A 22,321-nucleotide genomic window follows, 5' to 3' on the forward strand; every position below is an offset into this window, starting at 1 on the left:
ATGACCACCGACACCACCACCAAGGGCGGCGCCCCCGGCGCCACCACCCCCGGCCGGACCGTCCTGGACGCCCGCGGCGTCACCATGCGCTTCGGCGGCCTCACCGCCGTACGCGGCGTCGACCTCACCGTCAACAGCGGCGAGATCGTCGGGCTCATCGGCCCCAACGGCGCCGGCAAGACCACCTTCTTCAACTGCCTCACCGGCCTCTACACCCCCACCGAGGGCGAGGTCCGCTTCAAGGGCCAGATCCTGCCGCCCAAGTCCTTCAAGGTCACCGCCGCCGGCATCGCCCGCACCTTCCAGAACATCCGCCTCTTCGCCAACATGACGGTCCTGGAGAACGTCCTCGTCGGCCGCCACACCCGCACCAAAGAGGGCTTCTGGTCCGCCGTCCTGCGCGGCCCCGGCTTCCACCGCGCCGAGAAGGCCTCCCGGGCCCGCGCCATGGAACTCCTGGAGTTCGTCGGACTCGCCGCCAAGGCCGACCACCTCGCGCGCAACCTCCCCTACGGCGAACAGCGCAAACTCGAGATCGCCCGCGCCCTCGCCAGCGAACCCGGCCTGCTCCTCCTGGACGAGCCCACCGCCGGCATGAACCCGCAGGAGACCCGCGCCACCGAGGAACTCGTCTTCGCCATCCGCGACCAGGGCATCGCCGTCCTCGTCATCGAGCACGACATGAGGTTCATCTTCAACCTCTGCGACCGCGTCGCCGTCCTCGTCCAGGGCGAGAAACTCGTCGAAGGCGACAGCGCCACCGTCCAGGGCGACGACCGCGTCGTCGCCGCCTACCTCGGCGAACCCCTGGACAACGACCCCGGCGCGGCCGAGGCGGCCGAGGTGGAGGCCGCCGAGGCCCACGCCGGGGGCCACGCCGACGCCCCGGCGGACCCCGCGGCCGGACAGCAGAACAAGGAGACCGACCGATGACCGCGCTGCTAGAGGTCGAGGACCTCCGCGTCGCCTACGGCAAGATCGAAGCCGTCAAGGGCATCTCGTTCACCGTCGACGCCGGCGAGGTCGTCACCCTCATCGGCACCAACGGCGCCGGCAAGACCACCACCCTGCGCACCCTGTCCGGGCTGCTCAAGCCGGTCGGCGGACAGATCCGCTTCAACGGCCGGTCACTGAAGAAGGTCCCCGCCCACCAGATCGTCTCCCTCGGCCTCGCCCACTCCCCCGAGGGCCGGCACATCTTCCCCCGCATGACCATCGAGGACAACCTCCGCCTCGGCGCCTTCCTCCGCAACGACAAAGCCGGCATCGAGCAGGACATCCAGCGCGCCTACGACCTCTTCCCCATCCTCGGGGAACGCCGGAAGCAGGCCGCGGGCACCCTCTCCGGCGGCGAGCAGCAGATGCTCGCCATGGGCAGGGCGCTGATGTCCCGGCCCAAGCTGCTGATGCTGGACGAGCCCTCCATGGGCCTGTCGCCGATCATGATGCAGAAGATCATGTCGACCATCGCGGAGCTGAAGTCCCAGGGCACGACGATCCTCCTGGTCGAGCAGAACGCCCAGGCCGCGCTCTCGCTGGCCGACCACGGCCATGTCATGGAGGTCGGCAACATCGTCCTGTCCGGCTCCGGCCGGGACCTCCTCCACGACGAGTCGGTCCGCAAGGCGTACCTCGGGGAGGACTGAGTCCTCACGACGGAGGCCCGCGCCCCCGCCGATGCGGGGGACGCGGGCCTCCGTGCCGTGCGCCGGGTCAGTCCTTGGGGGCCTTCTTCTCGTCGGCGTCCTGGATGACGGCCTGCGCCACCTGCTGCATCGACATCCGCCGGTCCATGGAGGTCTTCTGAATCCACCGGAAGGCGGCCGGCTCGGTCAGCCCGTACTCCGTCTGCAGGACGGACTTGGCGCGGTCGACCAGCTTGCGGGTCTCCAGCCGCTGGGAAAGGTCCGCGACCTCCTTCTCCAGCTCCTTCAGCTCGGTGAACCGCGAGACGGCCATCTCGATCGCCGGGACGACGTCGCTCTTGCTGAACGGCTTCACCAGGTACGCCATCGCGCCGGCGTCCCGGGCCCGCTCCACCAGGTCGCGCTGCGAGAACGCGGTCAGCATCAGGACCGGGGCGATGCGCTCCTCGGCGATCTTCTCGGCCGCCGAGATGCCGTCCAGCTTCGGCATCTTCACGTCCAGGATCACCAGGTCGGGCCGGTGCTCACGGGCCAGCTCGACGGCCTGCTCGCCGTCACCGGCCTCGCCGACCACGGAGTACCCCTCCTCCTCCAGCATCTCTTTCAGATCCAGCCGGATGAGCGCCTCGTCCTCGGCGATGACGACACGGGTCGTCAGCGGAGGCACGTGCGACTTGTCGTCATCGGGCACGTCGACGGGCTGGGGCGACTCGGGGGCGGTCACGTGGGCTCCTTGTTACGGGCCGGGCAGGTACTGCTGCGTATGCAGCCTACCCAGAGGCGGTGACGGACGAGGACCCGGTACACTTCTCAGCGGTTACCCGGCCAGCCCGGTTGGAGGAACTGGTCAGACTCGCGGCACTCAAAATGCCGTGCCCTTTGGGCATGTGGGTTCGAATCCCACACCGGGCACACGGACACAAAGCGGAAGGTCACGTTCGCGTGATCTTCCGCCTTTCGGCGTACGCCCTCACACCCGGCGGCCCACCCTGGTCTCATGATCTTCCATGGCGCCGAAGTACGGCAGAGGGCCCTCGACCTGCTGCGCGGCGGTGTGCCGAACGCCGCTGTCGCCCGGCGACTGAACGTGCCCCTGGGCACGGTCGGTTACTGGAAGCACAGGGACCTCGCCGAGCGGGGCGCGTGTCCGGGCAGACCCGATCCACCCTGTCCGAGGTGCGACGGGCGGGAACTGGACGAGCCCGCGTACGGCTACCTGCTGGGCCTCTACCTCGGCGACGGGCACATCAGCCACTACTCGGCGCACCGCGTACCCAATCTCATGATCACCTGCTCGGACTCATGGCCGGGGCTCATGGACGACTGCGAGAACGCGATGCGGGCTGTCTTCCCGGACAACTCGGTCTGCCGCGTGAGGCGGACCGGCTGCCACAACGTGAAGGTCTACTCGAAGCACCTGCACTGCCTCTTCCCGCAGCACGGCCCCGGCAAGAAGCACGAGCGGGAGATCGCACTCGAACCCTGGCAGCAGACGATCGTCGACGCGTTCCCGTGGGAGTTCGTCCGCGGGCTCATCCATTCCGACGGCTGCCGCATCACCAATTGGACGACCCGGATCGTCGGCGGTGAGCGCAAGCGCTACGAATACCCCCGGTACTTCTTCGCCAACAAGTCGGACGACATCCGAGGGCTCCTGGCCGGCACCCTCGACAGGCTCGGCGTCGAGTGGACCACCCTCGCACGCGGAAGCGACCCCTTCACCATCTCCATCGCCCGCAGGGCGTCCGTGGCGCTCATGGACGCTCATGTCGGGGCCAAGTACTAGCCGCTACTTCCGCCCGATGTGGTGGACGTGGACCAGGTTGGTGGTGCCGGAGACGCCGGGTGGGGAGCCCGCCGTGATGACGACGGTGTCGCCGGGGCGGCAGCGGCCGTGGTGGAGGAGGAGTTCGTCGACCTGGGCGACCATCGCGTCCGTGGAGTCGACGTGCGGGCCCAGGAAGGTCTCCACGCCCCAGGTGAGGTTCAGTTGGGAGCGGGTCGACGGCTCGGGGGTGAAGGCGAGCAGCGGGATGGGTGAGCGGTAGCGGGAGAGGCGGCGGGCGGTGTCGCCGGACTGGGTGAAGGCGACCAGGTACTTGGCGCCGAGGAAGTCGCCGATCTCCGCCGCCGCGCGGGCCACCGCGCCGCCCTGGGTGCGGGGCTTGGCGCGGTCGGTCAGCGGCGGGAGCCCGGCGGCCAGCAGATCCTCCTCCGCCGCCTCGATGATGCGGGCCATGGTGCCGACCGTCTCCACGGGGTGCTTGCCGACGCTGGTCTCGCCGGAGAGCATCACCGCGTCCGTGCCGTCGAGCACCGCGTTGGCGACGTCGGACGCCTCCGCGCGGGTCGGCCGGGCGTTGTCGATCATCGAGTCGAGCATCTGGGTGGCGACGATGACCGGTTTGGCGTTCCGCTTGGCCAGCTTGATCGCGCGTTTCTGGACGATCGGGACCTGTTCCAGCGGCATCTCCACGCCGAGGTCGCCGCGGGAGATCATGACGCCGTCGAAGGCGGCGACGATGTCCTCGATGTCCTCGACCGCCTGGGGTTTCGCGATCTTGGCGAGGACGGGGAGGCGGCGGCCCTCCTCGTCCATGACGCGGTGGACGTCGAGGATGTCGCGTGCGCTGCGGACGAAGGAGAGGGCGATCACGTCGAAGCCGGTGCGCAGTGCCCAGCGCAGGTCGTCCTCGTCCTTCTTGGCGAGGGCGGGGACGGAGACGGCGACGCCGGGGAGGTTGAGGCCCTTGTGGTCGGAGACCATGCCGCCCTCGACGACCCGGGTGCGGACCCGGGGGCCGTCGACGCCGGTGACCTCCAGGCAGACCTTGCCGTCGTCGACGAGGACGCGTTCGCCGGGGGTGACGTCGGCGGCGAGGCCGGCGTAGGTGGTGCCGCAGCCTGCGCGGTCGCCCTCGGCGCCCTCTTCGACGGTGATGGTGAACTCGTCGCCGCGTTCGAGGAGTACCGGTCCCTCGGTGAAGGTGCCGAGCCGGATCTCGGGGCCCTGGAGGTCGGCGAGGGCGCCGACGCTGCGGCCGGTCTGGTCGGACGCCTTGCGCACCCGCCGGTAGCGCTCCTCGCGCTCGGTGCGGCCGCCGTGGCCGAGGTTGAAGCGGGCGATGTCCATGCCGGCGTCGACCAGTGCTTCGATCCGGTCGTACGAGTCGGTGGCGGGGCCCAGGGTGCAGACGATTCTGGCTCGGCGCATGGGGCGACCCTACGACCTACCGGCGGGTAGAGAATCGGGGACGCGTGTCCGCCCAACGACCGTCGGGTGAAGCCCTTTTGACCTGCCGCGAAGGGACGGGCCGGGACACGTCACCGGATCGCAACCTGGGGAGCCTGTCGCCGGTGGTCCGCGGCGGCCAGAATCTACGCGCGTCACCACCTGCCGTGAGGCTCGTCGTCGAGGAGAGCAGCCATGCCGTTGAACCGCCGAAGGTTTCTGAAGAGGTCCGCCGTGACGGGGGCGGGGGCGGCGCTGGCCGGCGCGGTGGCGGCGCCGGCGGCCGAGGCGCACTCCCGGCCCGGGGGCCGCCGGGCCAAGCGGTACGCGCTCACCGTCCTGGGCACGACCGATCTGCACGGGCACGTCTTCAACTGGGACTACTTCAAGGACGCGGAGTACACCGACGGCGCGGGCAACGCGCAGGGCCTGTCCCGGATCTCGTCGCTGGTGGAGCAGGTCCGCAGGGAGAAGGGCCGGGAGAACACGCTGCTGCTGGACGCCGGTGACACGATCCAGGGCACGCCGCTGACGTACTACTACGCGAAGGTGGACCCGATCACCGCCGAGGGCGGGCCGGTGCATCCGATGGCGCGGGCGATGAACGCGATCGGGTACGACGCCGTGGCGCTGGGCAACCACGAGTTCAACTACGGGATCGAGACGCTGCGCAGGTTCGAGGAGCAGTGCCGTTTCCCGCTGCTGGGCGCCAACGCGGTGGACGCCAGGACGCTGCGGCCGGCCTTCCCGCCGTACTTCATGAAGACGTTCCGGGTGAAGGGGGCGCCGCCGGTGAAGGTGGCGGTGCTGGGGCTGACCAATCCCGGTATCGCGATCTGGGACAAGGCGTACGTGCAGGGCAGGCTGGCGTTCCCGGGGCTGGAGGAGCAGGCGGCGAAGTGGGTGCCGAAGCTGCGGTCGATGGGTGCGGACGTGGTGGTGGTGTCGGCGCACTCGGGGACGTCGGGGACGTCCTCGTACGGCGATCAGGTGCCGTACGTGGAGAACGCGGCGGTGAACGTGGCCCGTCGGGTGCCGGGCATCGACGCGGTCCTGGTGGGTCACGCGCACCAGGAGATCGAGGAGTTGCGGGTCGTGAACGAGGCGACCGGGAAGACGGTCGTGCTGTCGGAGCCGCTGTGCTACGCGGAGCGGCTGACGCTGTTCGACTTCTCCCTGGTCTTCGAGAAGGGGCGGTGGCGGGTCGAGTCGGTGACGGCGTCGCTGCGGGACTCGGCGGCGGTCGGGGACGACCCGCGGATCACGAAGCTGCTGGCGGACGAGCACGCGAAGGTGGTGGCGTACGTCAACCAGGTGGTGGGCACGGCGACCGGGACGCTGACGACGGTGGACGCCCGGTACCGGGACGCGCCGATCATCGACCTGATCACCAGGGTGCAGGAGGACGTGGTCAGGGCGGCGCTGGCGGGCACGGAGTACGCGTCGCTGCCGGTGCTGGCGCAGGCGTCGCCGTTCTCGCGGACCTCCGAGATCCCGGCGGGCGAGGTGACGATCCGGGATCTGTCGGGTCTGTACGTGTACGACAACACGCTGGTGGCGAAGGTGCTGACGGGCGCCCAGGTGCGGGCGTACCTGGAGTACTCGGCGGAGTACTACGCGCAGACCCCGGCCGGGGCGGCGGTGGACGTGGACAGGCTGACGAACGCCGGCGGCCGGCCGGACTACAACTACGACTACGTGTCGGGGCTGACGTACGAGATCGACATCTCGCGGCCGGCCGGGTCGCGGATCAGGAACCTGGCGTTCGGCGGTGCTCCGCTGGACGACGCGCGGCGGTTCGTGCTGGCGGTGAACAACTACCGGGCCAACGGCGGCGGGGCGTTCCCGCACGTGGCGTCGGCGCCGGAGGTGTGGTCGGAGTCGACGGAGATCCGGACCCGGATCGCGGAGTGGGTGACCGCGAAGGGGGTGCTGGACCCGGCGGACTTCGCGTCGGTGGACTGGCGGCTGACCCGGGACGGTACGCCGGTGTTCTAGCGCCGGGGGGCCGGGGGTGAGCCGGCTCGGATGCCGTCCGCGAGCGGGGTGAGGACGCGTGCCTCGCGGGCGGCCGGCGTGCGGGGCGGGGGCTGTGGGAGGCCGAAGGTGGTGAAGGCGGTGCGGCGGGGCAGGGGGTAGGGCTCGGCGCCGGTGAGGGTGTTGAGGATGGTGGCGCTGCGCCAGGCGGCGAGGCCGAGGTCGGGGGTGCCGACGCCGTGGGTGTGGGTCCCGGTGTTCTGGACGAAGACGTGGCGGCCGGCGGCCTCGATGCGGGGGTCGAGGACGAGGCGGAACCGTTCGTCGACGCGGGGGCGGCCGTGGTGGTCGCGGTGGAGGTGGGGGCCGAGGCCGGCCAGGAGGGGGTCCAGGGGGCGTTCGCGGTAGCCGGTGGCGAGGACGACGGCGTCGGTGGTGAGGCGGGAGCGGGTGTGCTGCTCGGTGTGTTCGAGGTGGAGTTCGACCTTGGCGGGGGCGGTGCGGTGGGCGGTGCGGACCTGGACGCCGGGGGTGAGGACGGTGTCGGGCCAGCTTCCGTGCAGGGTGCGGCGGTACAGCTCGTCGTGGATGGCGGCGAGGGTGTCGGCGTCGACGGCCTTGTGGAGCTGCCACTGGGCGGGGACGAGGCGGTCGCGGACGGGTTCGGGGAGGGCGTGGAAGTAGCGGGTGTAGTCGGGGGTGAAGTGCTCCAGGCCGAGTTTGGAGTACTCCATGGGGGCGAGGGCGGGGGTGCGGCCGAGCCAGTGCAGGCGTTCGCGGCCGGCGGGGCGGTGGCGGAGCAGGTCGAGGAAGACCTCGGCGCCGGACTGGCCGGTGCCGATGACGGTGACGTGGCCGGCGGCGAGCAGGTCGGCGCGGTGGTCGAGGTAATCGGCGGCGTGCAGGACGGGGATGCCGGGGGTGTCGACGAGGGGTTTGAGCGGGTCGGGGACGTGGGGTTCGGTGCCGGTGCCGAGGACGAGGTGGCGGGTGCGGGTGCGGCCGGGGGCCTCGGCCTGGCCGTCGGGGCCGAGGCGGGTGTGGTCGACCTCGAACAGGGCGTGTTCGGGGTCGTAGCGGACGGCGTCGACCCGGTGGCCGAAGCGGAGGGCGGGGAGGTTCTCGGCGACCCAGCGGCAGTAGGCGTCGTACTCGGCGCGCTGGATGTGGAAGCGCTCGGCGAAGTAGAAGGGGTAGAGGCGTTCGCGTTCTCTGAGGTAGCCGAGGAAGCTCCAGGGGCTGGTGGGGTCGGCGAGGGTGACGAGGTCGGCGAGGAAGGGGACCTGGAGGCGGGCGCCGTCGATGAGCAGGCCGGGGTGCCAGTGGAAGGCGGGGCGCTGGTCGTAGAAGACGGCGTCGAGGCCGTGGAGGGGGTGGGCGAGGGCGGCCAGGGAGAGGTTGAACGGGCCGATGCCGATGCCGACCAGGTCGCGGGGGGTGTCGCTGTTCATCGGGGGGTGTGTCCTTCCACGAGGTCCAGGAGGGCGGCCAGGTCGCCGGGCCGGGTGTGCGGGTTGAGCAGGGTGGCCTTGAGCCAGAGCCGGCCGTCGAGGCGGGCGCGGCCGAGGACGGCGTGGCCCTCGGTGAGCAGGGTCCGGCGTACGGCGGCGACGGCCGGGTCGGGGGCGCCGGCGGGCCGGAACAGGACCGTGCTGAGGGTGGGCGGGGCGTGCAGGTCGAGGCCGGGGCGGTCGGTGACGCGGGCGGCGAGGTCCTGGGCGAGGTCGCAGATCGTGTCGACGAGGGCGCCGAGGCCGGTGCGGCCGAGGGACTTCAGGGTGACGGCGATCTTGAGGATGTCGGGGCGGCGGCTGGTGCGCGGGGAGCGGCCGAGGAGGTCGGGCAGGCCGGCGTCGGTGTCGTCGGCGGCGCTGAGGTAGTCGGCGCGCTGGCGCAGGGCGGTGAGGCCGGCGGGGTCTCGGACGGTGAGCAGGCCGGCGGCGATGGGCTGCCAGCCGGTCTTGTGCAGGTCCAGGGCGACGGTGTCGGCGGTGTCGAGGCCGGTGAGGCGGGCGCGGTGCCGGGCGCTGAACAGCAGGCCGCCGCCGTAGGCAGCGTCGATGTGCAGGCGGGCGCCGTGGGCGGCGCAGCGGGCGGCGATCTCGGGCAGCGGGTCGATGAGGCCGGCGTCGGTGGTGCCGGCGGTGGCGGTGACGAGGTGGGGGCCGGGGGTGCGGCGCAGGGCCCGGTCGAGGGCGTCGGGGTCGAGGAGGCCGGCCGGGGCGGGGACGGTGAGGGGGTCGGGCAGGCCGTACAGCCAGGCGGCGCGGGGCAGGGAGTGGTGGGCGTTGGCGCCGTGCAGGAGGCGCAGTGCGGGTCCGCGGTCCTCGCGGGCGAGGAGGACGGCGAGGTGGTTGGACTCGGTGCCGCCGGTGGTGACGAGGGCGTCGGCGGCGCCGGTCTCGTGGGCGAGGGCGCGGGTGACGAGGGCTTCCAGGGCGGAGGCGGCGGGGGCCTGGTCCCAGGAGTCGAGGGAGGGGTTGAGGGCGCTGGCGGCGAGGTCGGCGGCGGTGGCGACGGCGAGCGGCGGTCCGTGCAGGTGGGCGGCGCACAGGGGGTGCGCGGGGTCGGCGGCGCCGGCGGCGAGGGCGGTGACGAGGGTGCGCAGGGCGTCGGGGTCGCCGTGGTCGGGGAGGACGTCGCCGAGGGCGTCGCGCATCTGCGCGGCGACGGTGTCCGGGCCGCCGGCCGGGATCGGGCCGCCGCGCGTGGCCGTGCCGGTGCGCAGGGCGTCGAGGACGGTGTCGAGCAACGGCCGCAGGGCGTCGGGGCCTTCGGGGCCCGAGGCGAGGGGCGGCAGGGCACTCATGGGCGGTTCCTCCGTGGCGCGGGAGGGGGTGCCTGCTGCCACGCGGTCGCGTGGGCACCCCCGACCGGCTCAACGAGCGGAACCCGAACGGAGGTACTGCCGTACGGGGAAAATATGTCGGAAAGGGGGTATTGCGGCCGGAGGTGTCGCGGCCGGGCCGCGGAACCCCGCACGGCCGGTCCCCGGACCGCGGGGGCCGGGACCGGCCGCACGGGGGTCGGCACCGGCCGCACGCAGGCCGGCCAAGCCACACGGAGGCCGGGACCGGCCACACGCAGGCCGGAACCAAGCCGCACGCAGGCCGGAACCAAGCCACACGGGACCGGCGGGACCAGGCCGCACGGAGGCCGGCGGGACCGGCCGCGCGGGACGCGGCGGGACCGGCCGCGCGGGGCGCGGTGGGACCGGTCGCGCGGCGGACGGTCGGGGAGGTCAGTCGCCGTAGGTCTCGCGGATGCGCAGCGCGCGGGCCAGGTCGTCGAGCTGGTCGGTGAGTCCGCGGTGCAGGGACGGGACGGGGGCCGCGTCCTGGAGGCGGGCGCGGCCCAGGGCGAGGGTGTCGGGGTCGACGGCGTGGGCGGGGAAGGCCCAGCGGCCGACGGCGGCGGCGATGGCGGGGCCGCGGCGGGCGGCGACGGCGACCGCGTCGGTGAAGTACCGGGGGACGTACTCCCGGACCAGGTCGGCCTGTTCGGGCTGCCAGAAGCCCTGGGCGGTGGCGGTGAACAGGTAGTTGGACAGGTCGTCGGTGTCGAACATGGCCGCCCAGGCGCGGGCCTTGGCCTCGGGGTCGGGCAGCGCGGCGCGGCAGCGGGCGGCGCCTTCCCGGCCGGTGGCGCTGGGGTCGCGGTCGAGTTCGGCGGCGATGGCGGCCTCGTCGGTGGCGCCGAGCACGGCGAGCCGGGTGAGGATGCGCCAGCGCAGTTCGGGGTCGAGTTCGGGGCCGCCGGGGACGGTGCCGTCGGCGAGCCAGGCGGCGATGGTGTCGGGCTGGGCGGCGGTGGCGATGCGGTGGCGTACGGCGGTCAGCCGCAGCCCGGGGTGGTCGCCGTCCTCGGTGCGGCGGATGAGGTCGCGGCACAGGCCGGTGAGGGTGGCGAGGGCGGCGGGCCGCTGTCCGGGGGTGAGGTAGCGGTCGGCGATGTGGGTGCCGGCGAAGGCGAGGACGCCCTGGACGAGGGCGAGGTCGGTCTCCTCGGGGAGGTGCGCGGCGGCGGTGGCCAGGTGGTCGCCGGGGGCGAGTTCGCCGTCGCGGACCATGTCGCGCAGGGTGTTCCACACCACGGTGCGGGTGAGGGGGTCGGGGAGCTGGGAGAGGCCGCGCAGGGCGGTCTCCAGGGAGTGCTCGTCCAGGCGGACCTTGGCGTAGGTGTGGTCGAGGTCGTTGGGCAGGACGAGGGCGGGGCGGGTGCCGGGGCGGGTCTCGGGGGCGGGCTGGGGGACGTCCGTCTCGTAGCGTTCGCGCAGGACGAGGGTGCGGCCGTCGTTGAGGTCGCGGTCGTAGACGCCGACGGTGGCGCGGTGCGGGCGGTCGCCGTCGCGGTGCAGGGCGAGGGTCCAGGTGCCGGGGCGGGCGTCGACGGCCGCGGTGAGGGTGTCGACGCCGGTGGTGCGCAGCCAGGCGTCGGCCCAGGCGTGCACGTCGCGGTCGGTGGCGGCGGCGAGGGAGTCGATGAAGTCGGCGAGGGCGGCGTTGCCGAACCGGTGCCGGGCGAAGTGGATGTTGATGCCGGCGAGGAAGTCCTTCTCGCCGAGCCAGGCCACCAGTTGGCGGAGCGCGGAGGCGCCCTTGGCGTAGGAGATGCCGTCGAAGTTGAGGAGGGCGGAGGCGGTGTCGGGGACGGCCTCGGGGGCGACGGGGTGGGTGGAGGGGCGCTGGTCGGCGTCGTAGCCCCAGGACTTGCGGGTGACGCCGAACTCGGTCCAGGGGCCGGTGAAGCGGGTGGCCTCGGCGGTGGTCTGGTAGCCCATGTACTCGGCGAAGGACTCGTTGAGCCAGATGTCGTCCCACCAGGTGAGGGTGACGAGGTCGCCGAACCACATGTGGGCCATCTCGTGGGCGATGACCATGGCGCGGGTCTGGCGTTCGGTGTCGGTGACGGCGGAGCGGTAGACGAACTCGTCGCGGAAGGTGACCAGGCCCGGGTTCTCCATGGCGCCGGCGTTGAACTCGGGGACGAACGCCTGGTCGTAGGAGTCGAAGGGGTAGGGCTCGTCGAACTTCTCGTGGTAGCGGTCGAAGCAGGCGCGGGTGATGTCGAGGATCTCCTCGGCGTCCGTGTCCAGGTGGGCGGCGAGGGAGCGGCGGCAGTGCAGGCCGAAGGGCAGGCCGCGGTGCTCGGTGCGCACGGAGTGCCAGGGGCCGGCGGCGACGGCGACGAGGTAGGTGGAGATCCGCGGGGTGGGGGCGGCGCTCCAGTGGCCGTCGCCGGTGTGCTCGGTGACGCCGTTGGCGAGGACGGTCCAGCCTTCGGGGGCCTTGACGGTGAGGTCGAAGACGGCCTTGAGGTCGGGCTGGTCGAAGGCGGCGAAGACCCGCTGGACGTCGTCCATGAACATCTGGGTGTAGAGGTATGTCTCGCCGTCGGCGGGGTCGGTGAAGCGGTGCATGCCCTCGCCGGTGCGGGAGTACCGCATGGTGGCGTGGACGCTCAGCTCGTGCTCGCCGGCGGTCAGGCCCTTCAGCGGCAGCCGGCCGTCGTCGAGGGTGCCGGGGTCCAGGGGGGCTCCGTCGAGGGTGACGGAGTGCAGTGCGGCGGGCTTCAGCTCGACGAAGGTGTCCGCGTCGGCCCGTGCCGTGAACCGGATGGTGGTACGGGAGTCGAAGGTCTCGTCGTCACCGGTGAGATCGAGGGCGATCGCGTAGTGCTGGACGTCGAGGAGCTGGGCACGGGTCTGCGCTTCGTCGCGCGTCAGTACGGACATGCGGGCCATGCTGCCCGATGCCGTGGGCGCGGCACAGGGCCGGGGTCCGGTACGGCGGTTATGTCCGGTCCCGGTGCAGTTCCTCGCGCTCCCCCGCGCGTGTACCGGCGCGCTCTCCGGCGTGCGCCCCTTTCTGCGCCCCGTGCTGCGCCCCGTGCTGCGCCGCGTGCTGCGGCGTGTGCTGCGGCGTGTGCTGGTCCGGCGGGGCGGGCGGGTCGGGGTGGGGCAGGCCGGGGCGGGGCGGGTCCTGGGCGTGTTCCCGGGTGCGGGCGCGCAGTTCGCGCAGCTCCCGCTGGAGGGCGAGGTGGTGCTGGTGGGTGTCGTAGAGGTAGCGGACCTTGGTGCGCAGGGTCCAGGGGTCCACGGGTTTGGTCACGACGTCGGCGACGCCCAGCCGGAAGGCGGTGGCGCTCAGGTCGTGGTCGATGCCGAAGCCGGTGATCAGGATCACCGGGATGTGCTGGGTCTGGGCGACGCGGCGCATGTAGCGGACCACGTCGAGGCCGCCGACGCCGGGCATCCGCACGTCGAGCAGGAGCAGTCCGACATGGCCGCGCAGTACCTGTTTGAGCGCCTGGTCGCCGCTGGTGGCCCGCGCCAGGCGGTAGCCCAGCGGGGTCAGGGCGCTCTCCAGGGCGTAGAGGGTGTCCTCGTGGTCGTCGACGATGAGTATCCCGGCATCCGGCGGCATGGCCCGATGTGCCTCCCTCGTGCACGACCCGTTACGGGTGGCGAGGAACCGGCGACGGCTGTCCGCCGGCCGGCATGGGGGGGGTGCACAGCGCAGCATGCCCGGCGCACGGGCCGGTGTCACTCCCCCGTGCCGTTCCGGCGGGTTCCGGCGGCCGGATCAGTGCGGTGCGGGGGCCGCGCCGCCGGTGTCCTCGGCGATGCGCTCGTGGTGCCGGATGACCTCGGCGATGATGAAGTTCAGGAACTTCTCGGCGAACGCCGGGTCCAGCTTGGCGCTCTCGGCCAGGGCGCGCAGCCGGGCGATCTGGCGGGCCTCGCGGCCGGGGTCGGCGGGCGGCAACTGGTGGCGGGCCTTGAGGTGGCCGACCTGCTGGGTGCACTTGAAGCGCTCGGCGAGCATGTGGACGACGGCCGCGTCGATGTTGTCGATGCTCTCGCGGAGCCGGGCGAGTTCCTCGCGGACCGCGGGGTCGACGGCTTCGGTACCGGTGTTGCTGGTGGTCATGACGGGTCAGCCTACGGGTCGGGCCCGGGGGCGGGCAGGGCCGTCTCACGGACCGGCGGCCGGTTTCCGCCCCGCCGTCTCCCGCGCCGCCGGGGCCGCGACCGCGGCGCGGGACGGCCGTACAGTGGACTCGGGTGCAGACGTCCCGGGGGTGGCGGCGTGGCGAACGACGGACCGGTCCAGCACGGCTATCCGCATCTGGAGACGGTGCGGGCCGCGATCACCGCGCTGTACCGGCGGCTGTCGTACGACAGCGTGCGGACGTTCCCGGTGAGCGTGGCCCCGGCGGACGTGGCGTTCTGCGACACCGACGACCTGTATCTGGGGGCGCAGCGGGTGGCGCGCGAGCTGGTGCGGCACTACCGGCTCCCGGACGCCCGGCTGGTCGTCTCCTTCCGGCAGATGTCCCACGCGGCGAACGTGGAACTGACGGCGGGGCCCGAGTACTTCGTGGAGCTGAACGACCGGTTCCGTACCCATCGCCGGGACATCGGCGCGGCCCTGGCGCACGAGGTGACGCATGTGTACCTGCACCGGCTGGGGCTGTCCTTCCCGGGGGTGCGGGACAACGAGATCCTGACGGACACGGTGACGACGTACCTGGGCGCGGGCTGGCTGCTGCTGGACGCGTTCCGCCAGGACGCGGCGTCCTCGCAGAAGCTGGGGTATCTGACGCCGGAGGAGTTCGGGTACGTGCTGGCCAAGCGGGCGCTGGCGTTCGGCGAGGACCCGTCGGTGTGGTTCACCAGCGCGCAGGCGTACACGGCGTACGCGCGGGGCCGTGAGCGGGCGCTGCTGGACGGGCGGCAGCCGCCGCTGACGGCGGCGGGCTGGACGGGCCGGCGGCGCTACGCACGCGACCGGCGGCACGCCCAGGACCACCGCGGGGCCGGGCCGGGCCCGGACGTGCCGTACGCGTTCACGCCGGACGGGCGGGGGCCGCTGCGGGTGTCGTTCCCGTGCCCGACCTGCCATCAGCGCATCCGGGTGCCGGTGCGGGGGCGGGTGCGGGCGCGGTGCGGGCTGTGCCGGACGGTGCTGGAGTGCGACACCTGAACACCACCGGGGCCGGGCCTTCGCGGACCCGGCTCCCGGTTCCGTCAGGGGTGTCGGCTCTTTGGTCGCCGGGCGCGGGGCGCTGCTGCCGGCGCCGGGAACTCCGCCCCGGAATGGCGCGATTCCTACGGCCGCGTCGAGGACATCGCCCCGAACGGGCGACGGCGCCCGCCCCGTCGTCCGGTCGGGGACAGGGGGCGGGCGCCGTCAGTGTTCCGTACGCCGTTGTACGGGACAGTCCGGTGGGTCCGTCAGACCGCCAGGGCGCGGTCGGTCGGGCGGATCGGGGCGGGCAGTTCGCTGGCGCCGGTCAGGAAGCGGTCGACGCCCTTGGCGGCGGAGCGGCCCTCGGCGATCGCCCACACGATGAGCGACTGGCCGCGGCCGGCGTCACCGGCGACGAACACGCCGGGCACGTTGGTCTGGAAGTCGGCGTCGCGGGCGATGTTGCCGCGGGCGTCGAGTTCCAGGCCGAACTGCTCGACCAGGCCGTTCTCCTTGTCGGGGCCGGTGAAGCCCATGGCGAGGGTGACCAACTGGGCCGGGATCTTCCGCTCGGTGCCCGGCTTCTGGGTGAGCTTGCCGTCGACGAACTCGACCTCGGTCATGTGCAGCCACTGGACGTTGCCGTCCTCGTCGCCCTCGAAGTGGGTGGTGGAGACGGAGTAGACCCGCTCGCCGCCCTCCTCGTGGGCCGAGGTGACCTTGTAGAGCATGGGGAAGGTCGGCCAGGGCTGGGTGAGCGGGTTCCGCTCGTCGCCCGGACGGGGCATGATCTCCAGTTGCGTCACCGAGGCGGCGCCCTGGCGGTGGGCGGTGCCCACGCAGTCGGCGCCGGTGTCGCCGCCGCCGATGACGACGACGTGCTTGCCCTCGGCCGAGATCGGGGTGGTGACGTAGTCGCCCTCCTGGACCTTGTTGGCCAGCGGCAGGTACTCCATCGCCTGGTGGACGCCCTTGAGTTCGCGGCCGGGGACCGGCAGGTCGCGGGCGGTGGTCGAGCCGACGGCGATGACGACGGCGTCGTAGCGCTTCTTGAGGTCGGTGGCCAGCAGGTCGCGGCCGATCTCGACGCCGGTGCGGAACCGGGTGCCCTCCGCGCGCATCTGCTCGATACGGCGGTTGATGTGCCGCTTCTCCATCTTGAACTCGGGGATGCCGTACCGCAGCAGCCCGCCGATGCGATCGGCGCGCTCGTACACGGCGACGGTGTGGCCGGCCCGGGTGAGCTGCTGGGCGGCGGCGAGTCCCGCCGGGCCCGAGCCGATCACCGCGACGGTCTTGCCGGACAGGCGCTCGGGAATCCGCGGGGCGACGTCCCCGGTCTCCCACGCCTTGTCGATGATGGAGACCTCGACGTTCTTGATGGTCACCGGCGGCTGGTTGATGCCGAGCACGCACGCCGACTCGCACGGCGCCGGGCACAGCCGGCCGGTGAACTCCGGGAAGTTGTTGGTGGCGTGCAGCCGCTCGGAGGCGGCGGACCAGTCCTCCCGGTAGGCGTAGTCGTTCCACTCGGGGATCAGGTTCCCCAGCGGACAGCCGTTGTGGCAGAACGGGATGCCGCAGTCCATGCAGCGGCTGGCCTGCTTGCTGATGATCGGCAGCAGGGAGCCGGGGACGTAGACCTCGTTCCAGTCCCTGACGCGCTCCTCGACGGGGCGGGACGTGGCGACCTCGCGGCCGTGGTTCAGAAAGCCCTTCGGATCAGCCATTGATCGCCGCCTCCATCATCTTCTCGTGGGTCTCGGACTCGGAGAGCCCGGCTCGCTCGGCGGCGTCCTTGGCGGCGAGCACGGCCTGATAGGTGCTGGGGATGATCTTCGTGAAGCGTTCGGCGGACGCGGGCCAGTCGGCGAGCAGCTTCCCGGCGACGGTGGACCCGGTCTCCTCGGCGTGGCGGCGCACCACGTCGTGCAGCCACTGCTTGTCGGCGTCGTCCAGGGCGCGTACGGCGTCCAGGTTGCCGGCGTTGACGTTGTCCCGGTCGAGGTCGATGACGTAGGCGGCGCCGCCGGACATGCCGGCCGCGAAGTTCCGTCCGGTCTCGCCGAGGACGACGGCGTGGCCGCCGGTCATGTACTCGCAGCCGTGGTCGCCCACACCCTCGGCGACGACGGTCGCGCCGGAGTTGCGCACGCAGAACCGCTCGCCGACCTTGCCGCGCAGGAACATCTCGCCGCCGGTCGCGCCGTAGCCGATGGTGTTGCCGGCGATGGTCGAGTACTCGGCGAGGTGGTCGGCGCCGCGGTCCGGGCGGACGATGATCCGGCCGCCGGACAGGCCCTTGCCGACGTAGTCGTTGGCGTCGCCCTCCAGGCGCAGCGTGACGCCGCGGGGGACGAAGGCGCCGAAGGACTGGCCGGCGGAGCCGGTGAAGGTGATGTCGATGGTGTCGTCGGGCAGGCCCGCGCCGCCGAACTTCTTGGTCACCTCGTGGCCGAGCATGGTGCCGACCGTGCGGTTGATGTTGCGGATCGGGACCTGGGCGCGCACCGGCTGGGCCTCGGTGGCGCCGGAGGCGGCGAGCGCGTCGGCGGCGAGCTTGATCAGCTCGTTGTCGAGCGCCTTCTCCAGGCCGTGGTCCTGGACGGTGACCTGGTGGCGGACCGCGCCCTCGGGCAGCTCGGGCACGTGGAACAGCGGGGCCAGGTCCAGGCCCTGGGCCTTCCAGTGGTCGACCGCGCGGGTGACGTCGAGGGCCTCGGCGTGGCCGACGGCCTCCTCGACGGAGCGGAAGCCCAGCTCGGCGAGGATCTCGCGGACCTCCTCGGCGATGAACTTGAAGAAGTTCACGATGTACTCGGCCTTGCCGGCGAACCTCTCGCGCAGCACCGGGTTCTGGGTGGCGATGCCGACCGGGCAGGTGTCGAGGTGGCAGACGCGCATCATGACGCAGCCGGAGACGACGAGCGGCGCGGTGGCGAAACCGAACTCCTCGGCGCCGAGCAGCGCGGCGATGACGACGTCGCGGCCGGTCTTGAGCTGGCCGTCGGTCTGCACGACGATCCGGTCGCGCAGGCCGTTGAGCAGCAGGGTCTGCTGGGTCTCGGCCAGGCCGAGCTCCCAGGGGCCGCCCGCGTGCTTGAGCGAGGTGAGCGGGGAGGCGCCGGTGCCGCCGTCGTGACCGGAGATCAGGACGACGTCGGCGTGCGCCTTGGAGACGCCTGCGGCGACCGTGCCGACCCCGACCTCGGAGACCAGCTTGACGTGGATGCGCGCCTGGGGGTTGGCGTTCTTCAGGTCGTGGATGAGCTGGGCGAGGTCCTCGATGGAGTAGATGTCGTGGTGCGGCGGCGGGGAGATCAGGCCGACGCCCGGCGTGGAGTGCCGGGTCCTGGCGACCCACGGGTAGACCTTGTGGCCGGGCAACTGGCCGCCCTCGCCGGGCTTGGCGCCCTGGGCCATCTTGATCTGGATGTCGTCCGCGTTGACCAGGTACTCGGAGGTGACGCCGAAGCGGCCGGAGGCGACCTGCTTGATCGAGGAGCGGCGGGCCGGGTCGTAGAGGCGCTCGGGGTCCTCGCCGCCCTCACCGGTGTTGGACTTGCCGCCCAACTGGTTCATGGCGATGGCGAGGGTCTCGTGCGCCTCCTGGGAGATGGAGCCGTACGACATGGCGCCGGTGGAGAACCGCTTGACGATCTCGGAGACCGGCTCGACCTCGTCGAGGGGGATCGGCTGCCGGCCGGACTTGAAGCCGAACAGGCCGCGCAGCGTCATCAGGCGCTCGGACTGCTCGTTCACCCGCTCGGTGTACTTCTTGAAGATGTCGTACTTGCCGGAGCGCGTGGAGTGCTGGAGGCGGAAGACCGTCTCCGGGTCGAACAGGTGCGGCTCGCCCTCGCGGCGCCACTGGTACTCGCCGCCGATCTCCAGCGTCCGGTGCGCGGGCGCGATGCCGCTGGCCGGGTACGCCTTGGCGTGCCGGGCGGCGACCTCCCGGGCGACGACGTCGATGCCGACGCCGCCGATCTTGGTGGCGGTGCCGTTGAAGTACTTCGCGACGAAGCCCTCGTCCAGGCCGACGGCCTCGAAGACCTGGGCGCCGCGGTAGGAGGCGACGGTGGAGATGCCCATCTTGGACATGACCTTCAGCACGCCCTTGCCGAGGGCGTAGATCAGGTTCTTGATGGCCTTCTCGGGCTCGATGCCGGGCAGGAAGGTGCCGGCCCGGACCAGGTCCTCGACGGACTCCATCGCCAGGTACGGGTTGACGGCGGCGGCGCCGTAGCCGATCAGCAGGGCGACGTGGTGGACCTCGCGGACGTCGCCGGCCTCGACCAGCAGGCCCACCTGGGTGCGCTGCTTGGTGCGGATGAGGTGGTGGTGGACGGCCGCGGTGAGCAGCAGCGACGGGATCGGGGCGTGCTCGGCGTCGGAGTGCCGGTCGGAGAGCACGATCAGCCGGGCGCCGTTGTCGATGGCGGCGTCGGCCTCGGCGCAGATCTCCTCGATGCGGGCGGCGAGGGCCTCGCCGCCGCCGTGCACCCGGTACAGACCGGAGAGGGTCGCGGCCTTGAAGCCGGGCATGTCGCCGTCGGCGTTGATGTGGATGAGCTTGGCCAGCTCGTCGTTGTCGATCACCGGGAAGGGCAGGACGACGGTCCGGCAGGACGCGGCGGTCGGCTCCAGCAGGTTGCCCTGGGGGCCCAGCGGGGAGCGCAGGGAGGTGACCAGTTCCTCGCGGATCGCGTCCAGCGGCGGGTTGGTGACCTGGGCGAACAACTGGGTGAAGTAGTCGAACAGCAGCCGGGGCCGCTCGGACAGCGCGGCGATCGGGGAGTCGGTGCCCATGGAGCCGATCGGCTCGGCGCCGGCCTTGGCCATCGGCGCCAGCAGGACGCGCAGCTCCTCCTCGGTGTACCCGAAGGTCTGCTGGCGGCGGGTGACCGAGGCGTGGGTGTGCACGATGTGCTCGCGCTCGGGCAGGACGGACAGCTCGATCTCGCCGGCCTGGAGCCAGTCGGCGTACGGCTGCTCGGCGGCGAGCCCGGCCTTGATCTCGTCGTCCTCGATGATGCGGTGCTCGGCGGTGTCCACCAGGAACATGCGGCCGGGCTGGAGGCGGCCCTTGCGGACGACCTTGGCGGGGTCGATGTCGAGGACGCCGACCTCGGAGCCGAGGACGACCAGGCCGTCGTCGGTGACCCAGTAGCGGCCGGGGCGCAGGCCGTTGCGGTCGAGGACCGCGCCGACCTGGGTGCCGTCGGTGAAGGTGACGCAGGCCGGGCCGTCCCAGGGCTCCATCATCGTGGAGTGGAACTGGTAGAAGGCGCGGCGGGCCGGGTCCATGGAGTCGTGGTTCTCCCACGCCTCCGGGATCATCATCAGCACGGAGTGCGGCAGCGACCGCCCGCCCAGGTGCAGCAGCTCCAGGACCTCGTCGAAGGAGGCGGAGTCGGAGGCGTCGGGCGTGCAGATGGGGAAGATCCGGTCGATCTTCTCCTGGTCGCCGAAGAGGTCGGAGACGAGCTGGGACTCGCGGGCCGCCATCCAGTTGCGGTTGCCCTTGACCGTGTTGATCTCGCCGTTGTGGGCGACGAAGCGGTACGGGTGGGCGAGCGGCCAGGACGGGAAGGTGTTGGTGGAGAACCGGGAGTGCACGAGCGCGATCGCGGAGGCGAAGCGGCGGTCGGACAGGTCCGGGAAGAAGGGCTCCAACTGGCCGGTGGTGAGCATGCCCTTGTAGACGATGGTCCGCGCGGACAGCGACGGGAAGTACACCCCGGCCTCGCGCTCGGCGCGCTTGCGCAGCACGAAGGCCCGGCGGTCCAGGGCGATGCCCTCGGCGGCGCCTCCCCCGGACTCCGTCTGGGAGGTGCCCCCAGTCACGAAGATCTGGCGGAACACCGGCATGGTCGAGCGGGCGGTGACGCCGAGCAGCCCGGGGGCGACCGGGACCTCGCGCCAGCCGAGGACGGTCAGGCCCTCCTCGGACGCGATCGTCTCGATGCGCGAGACGGCGTCCTCGGTGCCGTCCACCGGGAGGAAGGCGATGCCGACCGCGTAACCGCCGGCGGCGGGCAGGTCGAATCCGGCCACCTCGCGGAAGAAGGCGTCCGGCACCTGGGAGAGGATGCCCGCGCCGTCGCCCGAGTCGGGCTCGGAGCCGGTGGCACCCCGGTGCTCCAGGTTGCGCAGCACGGTGAGGGCCTGGTCGACCAGCGTGTGGGACGCCTCGCCGGTGAGAGTGGCGACGAAGCCGACGCCGCAGGCGTCGTGCTCGTTGCGGGGGTCGTACATACCCTGCGCAGCAGGGCGAGCATCCATGAACGACCAGTTCTGGCCATTCGCGGAATGCTGGGACGGCTGGCGCGGCGTACGCATCGGCTCTCCCGTCGTCGTCATCTGGCATATGTGCATGTGCCGAGGGACGACGCTGGCCCTCTGCGTGGCTACAAAATTTCGTGCAGGTTACATGATGGAGCGGTTCTCGGGAACCGGATACTTCGTTCCAACATGCGGACACCGCGGGGGTGGCGGCGGGGGTTTCGCGCCCGGCGGTGAAAGGCTCTGGGGACCACGACGCACAGATCGATGCCCGTCGGTCCGGAAGGCGGAAGGGGCGTCTTCGCCCGCCCCGCGGGTACGCCACAGGCCCCATTGCCCGCAGCGCTTACGGCTCATGCCCGGTGCTCACACACTCGAAACCAACGGGTAACGGGTACTTATGCGGTCCCTCGCATAAGTTCGGGCCGGGCTATCCTACGGCCGTTCCGAACAGACTGCCCAGGACGTACGTCACACCGGCCGCCGCGCCGCCCAGCACCAACTGCCGCAGTCCGCTGTACCACCAGGTGCGCGCCGTCACCTTCGCCACCACCGCGCCGGACAGGAACAGCCCCGCCAGCGCCACCAGCACCGCGGGCCACAGCGCGGTCGCGCCGAGCAGATAGGGCAGCACGGGGAGGATGGCGCCCAGCGCGAAGGAACCGAACGAGGACACGGCCGCGACCAGGGGCGAGGGCAGGTCGGAGGGGTCGACGCCGAGTTCCTCGCGGGCGTGTATCTCCAGCGCCCGCTCCGGGTCGCGGGACAACTGGCGGGCCACCTCGCGCGCCAGGCCGGGCTCGACGCCGCGGGCCGCGTAGAGCGCGGCCAGCTCGGCCTCCTCGTCGGCGGGGTGCTTGCGCAGCTCGCGGCGCTCGACGTCCAGCTCGGCCTCGACCAGCTCGCGCTGGGAGGCGACGGAGGTGTACTCGCCGGCGGCCATGGAGAAGGCGCCGGCGGCCAGGCCCGCGAGTCCGGTCAGTACCACGGTCTGCTGGCTGACGGCGCCGCCCGCGACACCGGTCATCAGGGCGAGGTTGGAGACCAGGCCGTCCATCGCGCCGAAGACCGCGGGGCGCAGCCAGCCGCCGTTGACGTCCCGGTGGGTGTGGTTGTCGCGGTGCGCCTCGTGCAGCGTCGCTTCGGTCTCGATGATGGCCATGGAGGCTCCCCCAGCAGCTTCTTTAGACAGATTCCACTTCTTG

Annotated in this window: 15 protein-coding genes and 1 tRNA gene; 6 read left to right on the forward strand and 10 right to left on the reverse strand. The window is 72.2% G+C overall.

The features are described from left to right. On the forward strand, positions 1 to 933 hold the full coding sequence (locus ACFY32_RS07935; RefSeq protein WP_359192829.1) for an ABC transporter ATP-binding protein: 933 nt from the start codon (positions 1 to 3) through the stop codon (positions 931 to 933). Continuing rightward, positions 930 to 1,646 (forward strand): ABC transporter ATP-binding protein, encoded by a 717-nt coding sequence (locus ACFY32_RS07940; RefSeq protein WP_359192833.1) that lies wholly within the window; start codon positions 930 to 932, stop codon positions 1,644 to 1,646. The genes ACFY32_RS07935 and ACFY32_RS07940 overlap by 4 nt, the downstream gene beginning before the upstream one ends. A gap of 67 nt (positions 1,647 to 1,713) precedes the next feature. Here ACFY32_RS07940 and ACFY32_RS07945 read toward each other — a convergent pair whose 3' ends face one another. Next, the gene (locus ACFY32_RS07945; protein ID WP_359192835.1) at positions 1,714 to 2,370 is read right to left on the reverse strand and encodes a response regulator; all 657 of its coding nucleotides are present in this window, start codon (positions 2,368 to 2,370) and stop codon (positions 1,714 to 1,716) included. A 104-nt stretch (positions 2,371 to 2,474) separates the two neighbouring features. Between ACFY32_RS07945 and ACFY32_RS07950 the strand changes: the two genes are divergently transcribed. Beyond that, positions 2,475 to 2,558 (forward strand) — tRNA-Leu (locus tag ACFY32_RS07950). 85 nt (positions 2,559 to 2,643) lie between these two features. Continuing rightward, complete coding sequence (locus ACFY32_RS07955; protein WP_359192838.1) at positions 2,644 to 3,432, forward strand: helix-turn-helix domain-containing protein; 789 nt, start codon at positions 2,644 to 2,646, stop codon at positions 3,430 to 3,432. Positions 3,433 to 3,435: 3 nt separating this feature from the next. Here the strand turns inward: ACFY32_RS07955 and pyk are convergent, their stop codons facing one another. Further along, complete coding sequence (gene pyk / locus ACFY32_RS07960) at positions 3,436 to 4,860, reverse strand: pyruvate kinase (RefSeq protein ID WP_390673704.1); 1,425 nt, start codon at positions 4,858 to 4,860, stop codon at positions 3,436 to 3,438. Between the two features lie 213 nt (positions 4,861 to 5,073). Here pyk and ACFY32_RS07965 point away from each other — a divergent pair, with 213 nt between their 5' ends. Next, positions 5,074 to 6,876 (forward strand): bifunctional metallophosphatase/5'-nucleotidase, encoded by a 1,803-nt coding sequence (locus ACFY32_RS07965; RefSeq protein ID WP_390673705.1) that lies wholly within the window; start codon positions 5,074 to 5,076, stop codon positions 6,874 to 6,876. Here the strand turns inward: ACFY32_RS07965 and ACFY32_RS07970 are convergent. The 5 genes from ACFY32_RS07970 to ACFY32_RS07990 form a co-directional block, all read right to left on the reverse strand. Further along, a complete protein-coding gene (locus tag ACFY32_RS07970) occupies positions 6,873 to 8,306 on the reverse strand; it encodes a lysine N(6)-hydroxylase/L-ornithine N(5)-oxygenase family protein (RefSeq protein ID WP_390673706.1) in 1,434 nt (477 codons plus the stop codon). The genes ACFY32_RS07965 and ACFY32_RS07970 overlap by 4 nt on opposite strands. Continuing rightward, the gene (locus tag ACFY32_RS07975) at positions 8,303 to 9,664 is read right to left on the reverse strand and encodes a pyridoxal phosphate-dependent decarboxylase family protein (protein WP_390673707.1); all 1,362 of its coding nucleotides are present in this window, start codon (positions 9,662 to 9,664) and stop codon (positions 8,303 to 8,305) included. Before ACFY32_RS07975 ends, ACFY32_RS07970 begins: the two co-directional genes overlap by 4 nt. Positions 9,665 to 10,096: 432 nt before the next feature. Then, entirely contained in the window at positions 10,097 to 12,598 is a 2,502-nt protein-coding gene (gene pepN / locus ACFY32_RS07980; RefSeq protein ID WP_359192854.1) for an aminopeptidase N, read from the reverse strand. Positions 12,599 to 12,647: 49 nt separating this feature from the next. Next, positions 12,648 to 13,280: a two-component system response regulator gene (locus ACFY32_RS07985; RefSeq protein ID WP_390673708.1), complete on the reverse strand. Its 633-nt coding sequence runs from the start codon at positions 13,278 to 13,280 to the stop codon at positions 12,648 to 12,650. Between the two features lie 159 nt (positions 13,281 to 13,439). Beyond that, entirely contained in the window at positions 13,440 to 13,787 is a 348-nt protein-coding gene (locus ACFY32_RS07990; RefSeq protein WP_359192860.1) for a chorismate mutase, read from the reverse strand. A 159-nt stretch (positions 13,788 to 13,946) separates the two neighbouring features. Here ACFY32_RS07990 and ACFY32_RS07995 point away from each other — a divergent pair, with 159 nt between their 5' ends. Then, on the forward strand, positions 13,947 to 14,843 hold the full coding sequence (locus tag ACFY32_RS07995) for a hypothetical protein (RefSeq protein ID WP_359192863.1): 897 nt from the start codon (positions 13,947 to 13,949) through the stop codon (positions 14,841 to 14,843). Positions 14,844 to 15,094: 251 nt separating this feature from the next. Here ACFY32_RS07995 and ACFY32_RS08000 read toward each other — a convergent pair whose 3' ends face one another. The 3 genes from ACFY32_RS08000 to ACFY32_RS08010 form a co-directional block, all read right to left on the reverse strand. Then, entirely contained in the window at positions 15,095 to 16,558 is a 1,464-nt protein-coding gene (locus ACFY32_RS08000; protein WP_359192865.1) for a glutamate synthase subunit beta, read from the reverse strand. After that, positions 16,551 to 21,089: a glutamate synthase large subunit gene (gene gltB / locus ACFY32_RS08005; protein WP_390673709.1), complete on the reverse strand. Its 4,539-nt coding sequence runs from the start codon at positions 21,087 to 21,089 to the stop codon at positions 16,551 to 16,553. The genes ACFY32_RS08000 and gltB overlap by 8 nt, the downstream gene beginning before the upstream one ends. A gap of 457 nt (positions 21,090 to 21,546) precedes the next feature. After that, positions 21,547 to 22,278 (reverse strand): VIT1/CCC1 transporter family protein, encoded by a 732-nt coding sequence (locus ACFY32_RS08010; RefSeq protein WP_359192871.1) that lies wholly within the window; start codon positions 22,276 to 22,278, stop codon positions 21,547 to 21,549. Positions 22,279 to 22,321 lie beyond the last annotated feature (43 nt).

Source organism: Streptomyces sp. NPDC000134 (genome assembly GCF_042899225.1).
Classification (GTDB): Bacteria; Actinomycetota; Actinomycetes; order Streptomycetales; family Streptomycetaceae; genus Streptomyces.

What these genes read in the sequence shown, in the direction of transcription:
- ACFY32_RS07940 (WP_359192833.1), top strand. Translation starts at nt 930, where the DNA reads ATGACCGCGCTGCTAGAGGTCGAGGACCTCCGCGTCGCCTACGGCAAG.
- pepN (WP_359192854.1), bottom strand. Translation starts at nt 12,598, where the DNA reads ATGGCCCGCATGTCCGTACTGACGCGCGACGAAGCGCAGACCCGTGCC.
- pyk (WP_390673704.1), bottom strand. Translation starts at nt 4,860, where the DNA reads ATGCGCCGAGCCAGAATCGTCTGCACCCTGGGCCCCGCCACCGACTCG.
- ACFY32_RS07970 (WP_390673706.1), bottom strand. Translation starts at nt 8,306, where the DNA reads ATGAACAGCGACACCCCCCGCGACCTGGTCGGCATCGGCATCGGCCCG.
- gltB (WP_390673709.1), bottom strand. Translation starts at nt 21,089, where the DNA reads ATGTACGACCCCCGCAACGAGCACGACGCCTGCGGCGTCGGCTTCGTC.
- ACFY32_RS08000 (WP_359192865.1), bottom strand. Translation starts at nt 16,558, where the DNA reads ATGGCTGATCCGAAGGGCTTTCTGAACCACGGCCGCGAGGTCGCCACG.
- ACFY32_RS07955 (WP_359192838.1), top strand. Translation starts at nt 2,644, where the DNA reads ATGATCTTCCATGGCGCCGAAGTACGGCAGAGGGCCCTCGACCTGCTG.
- ACFY32_RS08010 (WP_359192871.1), bottom strand. Translation starts at nt 22,278, where the DNA reads ATGGCCATCATCGAGACCGAAGCGACGCTGCACGAGGCGCACCGCGAC.
- ACFY32_RS07975 (WP_390673707.1), bottom strand. Translation starts at nt 9,664, where the DNA reads ATGAGTGCCCTGCCGCCCCTCGCCTCGGGCCCCGAAGGCCCCGACGCC.
- ACFY32_RS07985 (WP_390673708.1), bottom strand. Translation starts at nt 13,280, where the DNA reads ATGCCGCCGGATGCCGGGATACTCATCGTCGACGACCACGAGGACACC.
- ACFY32_RS07990 (WP_359192860.1), bottom strand. Translation starts at nt 13,787, where the DNA reads ATGACCACCAGCAACACCGGTACCGAAGCCGTCGACCCCGCGGTCCGC.
- ACFY32_RS07935 (WP_359192829.1), top strand. Translation starts at nt 1, where the DNA reads ATGACCACCGACACCACCACCAAGGGCGGCGCCCCCGGCGCCACCACC.
- ACFY32_RS07965 (WP_390673705.1), top strand. Translation starts at nt 5,074, where the DNA reads ATGCCGTTGAACCGCCGAAGGTTTCTGAAGAGGTCCGCCGTGACGGGG.